The 12,290-nt window shown below is 58.0% G+C and carries 7 protein-coding genes and 3 pseudogenes; 2 read left to right on the forward strand and 8 right to left on the reverse strand.

Annotation, left to right across the window (positions count from 1 at the left end):
- Positions 1-61 precede the first annotated feature (61 nt).
- Positions 62-1,339: a peptide antibiotic transporter SbmA gene (sbmA, locus tag AC0L2C_RS16770; protein WP_473523902.1), complete on the forward strand. Its 1,278-nt coding sequence runs from the start codon at positions 62-64 to the stop codon at positions 1,337-1,339.
- A 26-nt stretch (positions 1,340-1,365) separates the two neighbouring features.
- Here the strand turns inward: sbmA and AC0L2C_RS16775 are convergent.
- Positions 1,366-1,782: pseudogene (locus AC0L2C_RS16775) on the reverse strand (polysaccharide deacetylase family protein); the annotation flags it as partial.
- A 729-nt stretch (positions 1,783-2,511) separates the two neighbouring features.
- Between AC0L2C_RS16775 and AC0L2C_RS16780 the strand changes: the two are divergent.
- Positions 2,512-2,846, forward strand: a pseudogene (locus AC0L2C_RS16780) (molybdopterin-dependent oxidoreductase); the annotation flags it as partial.
- A gap of 185 nt (positions 2,847-3,031) precedes the next feature.
- On the opposite strand, the gene AC0L2C_RS16785 reads toward AC0L2C_RS16780, so the two are convergent.
- The 7 genes and pseudogenes from AC0L2C_RS16785 to AC0L2C_RS16815 all read right to left on the reverse strand — a co-directional run bounded on the left by AC0L2C_RS16785 (position 3,032) and on the right by AC0L2C_RS16815 (position 10,394).
- The gene (locus AC0L2C_RS16785; protein ID WP_473523903.1) at positions 3,032-3,205 is read right to left on the reverse strand and encodes a hypothetical protein; all 174 of its coding nucleotides are present in this window, start codon (positions 3,203-3,205) and stop codon (positions 3,032-3,034) included.
- A gap of 114 nt (positions 3,206-3,319) precedes the next feature.
- Positions 3,320-3,802 (reverse strand): LysR substrate-binding domain-containing protein, encoded by a 483-nt coding sequence (locus tag AC0L2C_RS16790; protein ID WP_473523904.1) that lies wholly within the window; start codon positions 3,800-3,802, stop codon positions 3,320-3,322.
- 614 nt (positions 3,803-4,416) lie between these two features.
- Positions 4,417-5,616, reverse strand: a complete 1,200-nt coding sequence (locus AC0L2C_RS16795; RefSeq protein WP_473523905.1) for a hypothetical protein — start codon at positions 5,614-5,616, stop codon at positions 4,417-4,419.
- A gap of 256 nt (positions 5,617-5,872) precedes the next feature.
- A pseudogene (locus AC0L2C_RS16800) lies at positions 5,873-6,148 on the reverse strand (type IV secretory system conjugative DNA transfer family protein); the annotation flags it as partial.
- Positions 6,149-6,207: 59 nt separating this feature from the next.
- Positions 6,208-7,245, reverse strand: coding sequence for a type III secretion protein (locus tag AC0L2C_RS16805; protein ID WP_473523906.1), 1,038 nt, complete (start codon positions 7,243-7,245; stop codon positions 6,208-6,210).
- Positions 7,246-7,587: 342 nt separating this feature from the next.
- A complete protein-coding gene (gene virD4, locus AC0L2C_RS16810) occupies positions 7,588-9,279 on the reverse strand; it encodes a type IV secretion system ATPase VirD4 (RefSeq protein WP_473523907.1) in 1,692 nt (563 codons plus the stop codon).
- A 245-nt stretch (positions 9,280-9,524) separates the two neighbouring features.
- Positions 9,525-10,394: a hypothetical protein gene (locus AC0L2C_RS16815; protein ID WP_473498320.1), complete on the reverse strand. Its 870-nt coding sequence runs from the start codon at positions 10,392-10,394 to the stop codon at positions 9,525-9,527.
- Positions 10,395-12,290 lie beyond the last annotated feature (1,896 nt).

A 12,290-nucleotide genomic window follows, 5' to 3' on the forward strand; every position in this document is an offset into this window, starting at 1 on the left:
TGTCACCGCCCGCTGACAGCAACGCCGCTGATTTGCGCATCAACCGAGGAGTTTCCCCAACGTGTTCGTATCCTTCTTCCCGCAGCCGAAGCCTTTTTTCGTCTCGGCCGCCGTCTGGAGCCTTCTGCTCGTCCTCCTGTGGTTTTTCGGCGGCGAGCACCTTGGCACGATGCTCGGCATGCCGCCGGTCGACCCGCAGGCAGCACCAGTTATCAGCCCGATAAGATTCCTGACGCCGGCATTTCTCTGGTTTTACGGATATGTCTTCGCCGGTATGGGCGTATTCTACCTTTTCTGGGCGCTGTATTCCCCGCATCGCTGGCAGAACTGGTCGATCCTTGGCTCTGGTTTGATCATTTTGGTCACCAATTTCATCGTCCAGCTCAGCGTGGCGCTCAATGACTGGCGCGGCATGTTTTACGACATGGTGCAGAGGGCACTCACCACGCAGGGCTCCGTTTCCCCTGCCGAGCTTTACTACGGCGTATGGCAGTTTCTGTCCTTGGCCCTGGTCTATATGAGCATTGCCGTTCTGAACGGCTTTTTCGTCAGGCACTATGTGTTTCGCTGGCGCACCGCGATGAACGATTATTTTTCCGCTTACTGGCCGCGGCTGCGCCATATCGAAGGGGCGTCGCAGCGCGTTCAGGACGACACGATGCGCTTCTCCGGCACAATGCAGGGGCTCGGAGTTAACTTCGTCGACTCCATCATGACCCTGATCGCATTCCTGCCCTTGCTGGCCTCCCTTTCTCTCCATGTCTCAACGCTTCCAATCGTCGGCGCAATCCCTTATCCGCTGGTCATTGCGGCGATCGCCTGGTCGCTGTTTGGCACCGGCTTGCTGGCAGTCGTCGGCGTCAGGCTGCCCGGGTTGGAATTTCGCAATCAGCGGGTTGAAGCCGCGCTGCGCAAGGAACTTGTCCTCGGCGAGGACGATAAGGCACGCGCGCAGCCACCAACGCTGGCCGAGCTTTTCAGAAATGTTCGCAAGAACTATTTCACGTTATACGCTCATTATGTCTACTTCGACATGGTCCGCTATCTCTATCTCCAAGTCGACAAGGTTTTTGCTACCTTCCTTCTTGTTCCGACCTTAGCTCTTGGCAAGATAACATTTGGCGTTTTCCAGCAAATTGTCACCGCGTTTTCCCAAGTCGCCAGTTCGTTCCAATATCTCGTGAATTCCTGGCCGACCATCGTCGAGTTGATATCCATCTACAAACGCCTGCGCGCCTTCGAGGCGACGCTTGAAGGGGCGCCGCTGCCGGAAATCGACCAGGCCTATCTGGAGCGGGAGCGAGCCGGCTTGCGCCTTGAGGATCAGCCGGTAAGCTGAGCGTGGCGGGCGGCGAGCGCTTCTAGTCAGCCGCCCACCGACGTCTGCTTTTCGCCGTCACGTCGCCGTGAAACATAGTCGCAATAGCTGATGCACTCGACATCGGGCTTGGTGCAGACCTCGCGGCAAAGCGCTCCAGCGCATGCCAGTAGGCGCCGTCATTCATCAGCGTGAAATTGAACCGAGTTCCAGCGGAATGCGTTTGCCCTGGTACTGCATATCGAAGGCGATGCGGAAGGCGTCTGTCCGGTCGTCGTGCGCCTTGCTCGGCCGCTCGAAGCCGCCGGAATGCCTGACATAAAGATGTAATCCATCGCGATCACCCGCCTTGTGTCGGGACCTTCCGGAATCTGCGGCAGCGAGAAGCGTGTGATGCCGTCGTGGGTCGGTGGTCGGGCAGGGCCGCGCGACACACTGCTCCCGTCGAACAGATAGCCCGCTGAGAGGTTTCCATGTTCTTGAGGCGGCTCCGAACCGGCTGGACCGACGATGACGTCGGCACCGTCGACATGATCCGGCAGACCGGCAAGTCCAAGAGCTGCATATGGCGTTGGCATAGCGCTTCGCCGCCGAAGGCTTCAAGGGCTGTTGCGCGACGCGGCCCTCGCGTATTGCGGCTCTCGAGCCCGAAGCCCGCCGAGCGCGGTTCTGGTAACGCCGTGAGAGGAATCGGGCGACGGGCCATAATTATGAAATACATTGCGTTAGCTGCATGGAAAAGGAGTTGACGGTTTAGGAGCGGGATGCGGCGCCAAACGCACGCTGGAATCAGCCGAGGCGCGCTCGTGGTTGGGCTTAGCCGAGAAGGGAATCCGCGAAGCACAGCTCCAATTAACCAAGAGGTGAAAGCCGCGCCAGGGTATCTCTCCGCCTGTCGCTACGAAGCTGCTGTAGGCAACGCTGCTTCAAACGCAAGAACTCGCCGGACGCGATGATGTCCGTGGTCCTCGGCCTCTCGAAGGCCATATTGATTTCTTCGTGGATGCGACCTGGCTGTGCCCTGCATGACGATGATTCGATCCGAAAGCAGGAAGGCTTCGTCGATGTCGTGACGAAGACGACCGTCGTTTTGAACTGCTCGAGCAGCAGTTCCTGCATCCTGAGCCGTGTAGCCGAACGGAGACAGTCGAGAATGCTGCCAACCGAATTGTGCGCGGGATCAAGGAGCCTGCGAGGGCTGGAGCGCGATCGGTGAGTGGAGGGGTATTCCTCTGAGCGTCTTCCTCCAGCATGTTGGCGCGGACATGACAGCCAAATATGTCGGCTTCAAATGCGGACCGCTATTATTCCAGTATCGATGTGCCGACAGCACTGCACCCGCAAACCATCCTGTCGCTCGATTTCGGGAAGGATTCTTGCCGCTCAAATATCGTTCACCGATGAAGCTTAGGGTGTCGACTAAGCTCGGCTTCAAGAACCCAAGCATATCCTAGAGGTGTTCGTCGCCAATGATTATCCGGGCGGCTACTGGGAAGACAAGGGCTCCAACTGGTTCAGTGGGCTGTGAACAGCTCCTCCGCCAGCCTTGGGTGCCGTAAACTTCCACGATCGATTGATAGGCTATTGACCCACGGCGGGTGTACCCTCAGCGATCATGCGAAGATCGTGTGACTGTCCAAGTTTTCCCAAAACGCAGGCATCCCACAGATGGGGCACTCGGCTGCTGCGGGTCACCGTCGACGACAGTCACACTTACTGATCTCGATATAATTGTTGAACCTCGGTCTTAAGAGCAGCAGTGCTGACCTCAAGCTCCTTAACCGATGTCGAAATGAGTTTGGCCGCGGGCATGGCACGCGCAAGCGGCGCACCCTGGCCAGCCATTGTGCTCCAATCCGTGCTCATTCCTTGCTTTTGCAGCAGCATGCAGCGCCTTTCCAGCATCGTAGGCGATCTCTGGGCAAACGGACCCCTACGATCTGCCATCAAGATCCGCCGACGATTGGGTCTGACTGACCCCTTGTTTTTGCTCCACCTTTCTTAAGCCCGCTGCAATTGTCGGGCCGGCTCTGGTCCTTCCGGCTGAGGCCGTGAATGCGCCTCAGACGCCACCGCCATGAAAGCCTGAAGTGCCGCGGAGAGATACTCGTCGCTCCGCGTCACAAAAACAGTCGGCGCCGACCGCAGATTGTCAGGTAGCTGGTGTATGATGACCAGTCCGTCGGCTGCCGCATCCTGAACGACCCCCCGAGGTAGCATGGCCATCCCTACCCCGGCGGCGACGCAGCCGATGATCCCGTCCATTGTTCCGAGTTCCATCCAGCGGACATGCGTTACCCACACGCCGCCAGGAACGTGTCCATGCGCCGGCGATAGGAACAGCCCGATCTGGCGGGGCGGCTGCCTCAACTCTGGCGTGCCGAGAGCCGGCCGCTGCGAAAGCGTCGGCCACGCTGCTGTTGAGGTCACCCGGTCGAGCGGGCATCCCTGGGTCGCTGAAAAAAGACGAGGAGGCTTGATCATCCTGCCGTCGCTGAAGCACTTCGCTCAACCCCTGTTCCAGTCGCAGAACCTCCTCTGGATTGGTTGGCGACTCGTCAGCTTGATCGAACAGCCTCCGGGCCGTCTCGAGACCCCCGGCTGACGCGGACTCCGCATCGCGAACCCGTTGCAACGCGCAGATGAGATTGCGTTTGTCTGGAAACAACGTCTCGGCGAATTTGATCCGCGAATCGTGATCCAGCCCAGAGATCGTCAGGCCCCGACTCTCAAGCGCCTTAGAAAATCTGCGAAGACTACGACCGTACTCAGCACGGCTGCTTGGGGCCAACCTGCTGTCACTGGTCACTTGTTCAAAGACATGCGCGTCTGCTTTTGAGGGCACCGGCGCTGGCCGCCCGACAGTCGCTGAATAGCCCGGCTCATGATACGCACGGAGGACGTTCAACGCCGTCTTTATATCATCGTTTTTCGGAAAGAAAGTATCGAGGTGATCGACCAGGGATTGGTGATTTTTTAGATCAGTCGCTTGGCCACGAGCGCCGAGATCATTTGCCAATTGGCGAAGTGAATACGTGTATTTTCGGACCGTGCTCTCGCTATATTTTTGCTGAACCGCAGCGTGGGCGATCGCCTTATCAATAACGTCCCGGTGTTCGTCGGACAGATGGGGATAGCGGGTAGCACGGGTGCCGCGCATCGCGAACCCGTTGCAACGCGAAGATGAGATTGCGTTTGTCTGGAAACAACGTCTCGGCGAATTCGATCCGCGAATCATGATCCAGCCCAGAGATCGTCAGGCCCCAACTCTCAAGCGCCTTAGAAAATCTGCGAAGACTACGACCGTACTCAGCACGGCTGCTTGGGGCCAACCTGCTGTCACTGGTCACTTGTTCAAAGACATGCGCGTCTGCTTTTGAGGGCACCGGCGCTGGCCGCCCGACAGTCGCTGAATAGCCCGGCTCATGATACGCACGCAGGACGTTCAACGCCCTCTTTATGCCGTCGTTTTTCGGATAGAAAGCATCGACGTGATCGACCAGGGACTGGTGATTTTTTAGATCCGTCGCTTGGCCACGAGCGCCGAGATCATTCGCCAATTGGCGAAGTGAATACGTGTATTTTCGGACCGTGCTCTCGCTATATTTTTGCTGAACCGCAGCGTGAGTGATCGCCTTATCAATAACGTCCCGGTGTTCGTCGGACAGATGGGGATAGCGGGTAGCACGGGCGCCACTCGCGACAGGAGCCGGATCGGCTCGGCGCGGCTGGGCCACGTGCTGCTCAAAACTCACTTGCCGGGCCTGGCCCGCATCCGGCAAGGGGCCATGGCGGAAAGAGAGCATCGCCTCTGGGACGCGTTGAGTCCCATGGGAGAAGCCTTTGGGGACGGCGAATGAAACGTTTATAGAGTCCTCGATCGCAGCGGGGGGCTTCTCAGACCTTGCGGAGGGCGCGGCCTCCGCATGCGGCCTTCCGATGTGTTCGGACCTTGTCCCTTGAACGGGTACCTCCTCCAATGGCATCAGCGGCTGCTGAATGGCGGCGGCTTGCGGCGTATTCAGGGCCCTCTGCCTCTCCGCTGGCCGCAACAGCGCTGTGGAATGTTCATTGTTGATGATGACCCGCTCGGGTGGCAACTGGTTGCCCTGGTCAAGCGCTTCCGGCCAGGGCCGAATCTGCTGTTGGCTGGCAGCTAACCGCGGCGGGGCGGCGGCCTCAACTCCGGCGTGCCCAGAGCCGGTGGCTGCGAAAGCGTCGGCAACGATGCTGTTGAGGTCACCCGGTCGAGCGGGCATTCCTGGGTCGCTGAAAAAAAGACGAGGCGGCTTGATCATCCTGCCGTCGCTGAAGCACTTCGCGGAACCCCTGTTCAAGTCGCAGAACCTCTTCTGGATTCGTTGGCGACTCGTCAGCTTGATCCAACAGCCTGCGGGCCTCGGCAAGGTGCTGGTTATAGCCCACTTGCCGGGCCTGGTCCGCTTGCCCCTCTTCCAAGCCGGCGCCCTGCACCTGCGACAAAGCTGTTACACGGGATGGGTTACTATTTCGCGGGTTCATACTAGCCTCACATCAAACTGTATCGTCAAAGTTCTACGCCAATCCGCGCAGCTGCTCATCGGGTTGAGATTCTGCCAAAAGCCCCTCGTCTGCTTCCATCAAGGGTGCCGGCTCCGGGATGGCGCCTGTCTGGCTTTCGAAGATGCGTTTAAGGATGCGGTCCGAAAAATATCGCACCTTCCTCAATTGCAATGGTGGCAGGCCTTTGATGAGAACAATCTCGTAGTCTTCATCGAGCAGCCGAACCTGTTCGGGACGCAACAGCGGTGCACCTTGATGCGAAATCTGAATGTTCCAATCGAACGTTCGGAAATGGCAAGGCCGTGAACGGAATTCGGGAGAAGGCGTCACTTACCATGGCCGAGACCTCAACGGCCGGAGCGATCTCTGCTTCTGGAGGCAGCCATTAGATCCTCGCGGGCGTGATTGTAGGCGTGGCTTATGGACTGCCCGACTTGACCACCCCGCCGCAGCTGTTCATAGGAGATTTGTGCACCTGTCGCACGGACTTCAGCCGCAAGACCTGCTATGTGGCCGTCCAGATTCACATTCCGTTCCTCTGCTGCATGCTGCGGCGGAGGCATGTGCGGCAAGATATCTTGCATGCCGGGAACTGCGTGAGCTTGGGCCTGTTGATTTGCGTCGAACTGGTGATACGCCGCCAATTCCGGCGGCTCGACAGGAGGCCGGGGCAGCGAGTCCAGTTGGTTGGCGGCCACCAGAACTGATCCCACTGCGTCTTGGTGCGTGCGCGAGGAAGGATCCATTCCGTAGGCTTCCTGAATCATCAGTGATGCGATTTCCCTTTGTTGGCCTTCAGGAATACGGGACAATGCGTTGCGTACACTATCGGCGAACTCGGGTGAGATCACCTGTACTTCTGCATATTTCTCCCACGATACGGGTGCGTTTTGCTTGCGGCGCAAATCGTTGGCAGTTTGTTCATTTGCGTCCGGATGCACGAACGGAATTAACCCCTCAACACGGTTTTTCAGGAATTCGGCGGTGCTTTTGTCCATCGACCAATGACCTTCCTTGACCGGCACTCCGCTCCATACGCTGTCCTTCAACCGAACAGCGGGACCGTTGGCCCAGGCATCCATAACCACGGTCGACCTCGGGTCGCGGCTTCCGCGCCGCAGTTCGTTCCAAATGTGACCCGTCTTGACTGGGATCTCATCACCTTGGTCGTTTATCTCTTTCATTGACACGGAAGCACTAGAGGTCATACTCTGCTCGTCGGCCGCCATGTGTGGGGCGTGGACGATAGCGGAAAGGGGAGCGGTCTGATTGCAGCACGCCGCTCCCATGACTACGGCCACTGCAACCTTAATGTTGTGGTCTGCTCCCATCATTGCAACCGACGATCCGATGCTGTTGTGGCCGTGAGAGGGAATGTCGTCCACCTTAACGTTTCCCCGGCCATGCTTGAGCAGCAGGCGAACGTCGTGAACTGTTTGCCCCGCTGTCGCGAGTCTTATCGGGCTGGTGACGTCGTCACCGACGACACACGCTCCCGTATGATAGGCGGCCTGCTGGATCTGATGTGGCTCCAGAGGCGCATCTCCGCCCCGTCGCAACCTGTCGGCAGGCGTGCCCAGGGAGACCCTCAGCGCTGCCGTGGATTCTCGCGGCGACTCTTCCGCATGTCGAGTCGATCCGGAGGATTTGGAGATGCAAATTCCCATAGCCGTTCACCTGTAGTGGAGTTTCTGATCGCCGAGGGACGGGATACGCGAGACTGGCGCTTAACCGTCAGTGTCATCTGGATGAGCTTCCATCAAGGGTGCCGGCTCCGGGAGGGCGCCTGTCTGGCTTTCGAAGATGCGTTTAAGGATGCGGTCCGAAAAATATCGCACCTTCCTCAATTGCAATGGTGGCAGGCCTTTGATGAGAACAATCTCGTAGTCTTCATCGAGCAGCCGAACCTGTTCGGGACGCAACAGCGGTGCACCTTGATGCGAATTCTGAATGTTCCAATCGAACGTTCGCGCCTGGCTGTAGGAAATCGACTTGGCTTCAAACGTGTATTCACCGATGGCTTTGGAAATGTAGGTTGGAGTCTCGTCATCGGCAGTGGCCATGAACACTTGCAGGCCGGTATTGCTCAGAAAATTCTGCTTGCCAGCCTCTCCATAAGCCCCCGTCAGTGCCGAAAGGCTTTGGATGATGAGCATGAAACGCCCCTTGTAGCCCGCGATAGTCGTAATTGCGGTCTCGATCGCCTCCAGCTTACCCAAGTGCTTGAACTCGTCGAGCAGAAAGAGAACCTCGTTCTTTTCATCTTGGCGGGGCAGCGACCGCTGTAGAATTGAAACGATTTGCTGAAAGAACAGGCGTATCAAAGGCGCGATCACCTCAAGGTCGTTCGGACCGACGCAAAGATAGATGCACGTTCTGCGACGGCGAAGATCGTAGACCGAAAAATCTGAGCGACTTGTCGCCGCCTTTACAGCGGGATCCGCCCACAAATTGAGCCCGCCATCGCCGAGGACGGACGTGTAGGAGGTCAGGATTTTTGTATCGTTCCCCGCCATGTCGTCGAAGATGCGTTGTGCCTCTTTGTTCCGGGTCTCCATGGCGAGTTGCGCGAAGAGCTTGAACTTCTCCCCCGGCTGGGCGAAGAGGTCATAGACGGCGCCGATTGTTGGCGTGCCCCGCTCGATGCAGGCAAGGATCCCCGCGACAAAGATATCTCGCGCGCCGCTGACGAAACCTTCCGCGCCCTCCCCCTTGGCCGTGATCAGGTTTGCGGCCAAGCGGCGGGCTTCGGTGAATTGCAGCTGTGGAGGCAGCGCTATAAGATCCAACAGCGGATTGTAGCAGTTGGTGCGCCGCTCCGAATCCAGCGGCGCGAATTTGAACACGTTGTCGCCTGCGGCTTTGCGCGCCCTCGAGGTAAGCTCAAAGAGCTCCCCCTTGACGTCGAGAGCTATCACCGAGCCTTTGAATGTAAGGAGCGTTGGAATGACTATGCCGACGCCCTTGCCGGCGCGGGTCGGTGCAACGATGAGGCTGTGAGGCTGCTCGCCATTGGTCAGGTAGTAGCCAGGCCAGAAAGGGCCACTCGTCTTCCCAAATACCGGCCCTGTCACGCTACGGTATCGTCGCAGATATCCGGTGCGTCGCATTTCATCCACTCGCGCCCAGCGCGCCGTCCCGTGATGTTCGAGTTTGCGCCGCAATACGATCTGCTGAATCAGTAAGACGACCGCCGACGTGGCGAGCACGATAGCTACGCCCCGATAGAAGACGGGAGTTGCGAAACCCAGATAGAAGGGCGTCTCGAACCAAAAGGCACGGACGTCAAACGTCATCAAAGCCTCGCCGCTACCCCCATGGCGGAACGTTGCGTACAGACTTGCCGCGCAGAAGCCCAAGGTGAGTGAGCACGCGATGCTAATGGCTATGCTGGGGGGCGTCGTTTTTGTTGAAGGCATTGTTCCATTGCCGGATTAGCGTAGCTAATGCTGCGCTTGCTTCAGACACCGGAGCGACGTCGCGCGATGTCGCCGCTCGACAGATCGATGCCGGAGCGGGTGGTGCGATGCTTGCATGCACCACCCGGCAGACGTGTTTTCTGAAAGTACCCCTAAGGCAGGTACATCAACGGCCAGCGAATTGGAGATGGCAAGGCCGTGAACGGAATTCGGGGAGAAAGCGTTACTGTACCATGGCCGAGACCTCAACGGCCGGAGCGATCTCTGCTTCTGGAGGCAGCCATTAGATCCTCGCGAGCGTGATTGTAGGCGTGGCTTATGGACTGCCCGACTTGACCACCCCGCCGCAGCTGTTCAAAGGAGGTTTGCGGGCCTACTGTATCACGGACTGAAGCCGCAATAGCTGCAATGTGGCCGTCCAAATTCGCACTCCGTTCCTCTGCTGCATGCTGCGGCGGAGGCATGTTCTGCAACAGGCCATGCAGGTCGGGAAGTGAGTTAGCTTGCGCTTGTTGATTTGCGTCTAACTGGTGATACGCGGTGACAATAGCATTTTGGGCGGTCGCCTTGACCATGTGGTGCTGATGAGGATCAGCAGCCAATTCAATGGCCTGCTCAAAAATACGAGATTTATTTTGGTCATTAAACTTACTGAAGTTTTGCGCCACAAACATAACCCCTAGAGCTTGCTCCATTGGGTCCATGTTGCCAATGCGATTAACAAGAGCACTCTGCTTCTGGGGCCCTAGAAAATGGCCTACATTACTAGCCGCTTGGACTTGCTCCAATGCTACGTTATCCGGCTGGTACCCCAATTCGGCTGTCAATTTCTCGGCCAGATCGATGGCTGATCGTCCGAGCTGATTGGCCCGCCGTTCAAATGTCGCGAGGTCAGTTTCTGGCCCGGGTTGAGTGCCCCGAACGGCTGTTCGCTCGTGCGTCCCGAGGGCTTTGAAGCCCCCAAGATTTCGCGCTGTGTCGCGCGGGTTAGCGGTTACTAGCCGTTCTGCAACATCGCTCAATGGCCCCTCTGGAACGTCACGGAGGGTACTGCGTTTCCCCACTCCTTGGGATGAACTTGCAGCTGCGCGTGCCCGTTCATTATCGCGATCCATTCCTCGGCCTCCAAAGTCGTTTCTCTACCCCATGAGGTTACCACCGAAGCTTGATCTGCTAAACCAATATGGTGTTACAGTTGTAGTCTCGCAGAGGGTCCCCAAGAGCCCGTCTAAGCCAAAGAAAATACGATGAGGCTGGCATCAAATGCGATGAGTGGGGTTCTGCCTGAGGGCGCCGTCGCCGACTCTTTCGCCTACTTGCAAGACGCCGGCATGATGTCCCCCGCAGCAGCTTCTCCTTTGAATGCAGGCTTGCATGCTCGAGAGGGTTTCGATGACGGCCATCGCCCACTCCGGCTCGATCAGCCGCGGCCGAGCTGTCCTGCTTGCTTGGCAAGGAAATCAGTCGCGACCTGATCGGCAATTTGAGCAGGGCCGCGCTAATAGCATCGCTGTACCATGCCACCACCAAGGCATTCCTGCTGCAGGTCGGTGGCTTCCCGACCCAACCGGCGCCAGGCGAGGAGCAAAGGTCCGATGGGGAAAAATCGCGCGGGCGGATAGCGCGGCATCGCGCAATCCCACCCCGTCCTCGACCGCCGCCTATCGACCGTGAGTGCCGCGGTCGTCAGCACCAGCCGCTGGCGAGCCAACCGCCGGCTGGGCGATCGCGACATCTGTAATCCCTTTGTGCCCGGGTTTTCTCAACGGGAGTCGCCTGGCGCAGCCACCTCGGAACGGACGGCATACTTCAGCGCCACCTTGACAGGCTGCAACTGCCGCGCAGCTTTGCGCCCCAACCGCATTGATGCAGGCGCCATCGACTAACTTCCTTTGCTGCAACATCCCCTCGCCTTCCGCGCCCCTGGACGGTGCAGGACTCACAGAAAATTTCAATTCCCCAAAGACGGTCAGTTTCTCGCGCTCCTGTCCGGGGCCAACTGTGCATGGTCCTACACGGTCGGGTCCAAAGAGTTCGACGGATGAGGGTCTAAGTGGCGCCGTCGCGCTCTGTTTGCAGACGCGATTGGCATTACCGTGGGAATGCAGACATCCATCCTGGCCGATATCAATCCTGTTCATGGGCACAGCCTGAATTGACGCACTATCAAGGCTCAAAGACGCTTCAGCTTACCGTCGCGGTCGGCATTAGCACGCGATTACCACCCACATTTCTGCGCCGCCAAGGCAAACGATGCAGGCTAACTGTCACTCCAGATCTCGAGTGGATCCGACCGCAATGATGTATTCTCAAAAAGCATGTGTACGGTACTTGTGACGTTTTTTGCCGATGCCCCCGCGCCTCGTAGCCGAGTCGTCTCTGGGCTTGCGTCGTCCCGACCGAAGATCCCAAGCCCTGGGGCCCGCCAGTACGTCAGTGTCGACTGAGCAACAATGTCAGAGGTCTGACTGAACATTGGTGGTCACAACCGTGTAGTTGAAAGCTTTTTTCTTTTGGCACGCTCAGTGCAACATGGTCCTCAAATGTTGCACGGAACCGCTGAGAGGGGAACCCAGGAATGAACATGACAGGCATCATTGCGTCGGTCGCGCTGTCGACTTTTTCTGGCTGCCAGAGGTTGGAACGGAGGGACGCAGGCCGGATATCGTTAGAGGTCAATCCTACAAAGTGGCATCTCACGTCCTGAACCCGATGCGGAGAGCAACTTAGACGGTCAGCGTGTTTTCGCGTGGGAAAGCCTGAGACGCGGCTGTCCACGGTTCCAATATTGAATTCCATCACGACCTGGCGAATGGGGAGCCGACCTACAGCCAGAGCCAAGGCACAGAGACCGAGATCTACCACGATCACTGCAACATCGACGAGATCGTTGGATCATCAGGCACGGTTGAGGACACCAACTATGATGGGAGCATCGACAGCGGCGACGGGTATGCAGGGCCGCTTAGCGACCGGCATCAGTTTGCTACTTTGAAGGAGCCTCTCACAAC

This window comes from Mesorhizobium sp. WSM4845 (genome assembly GCF_055811455.1).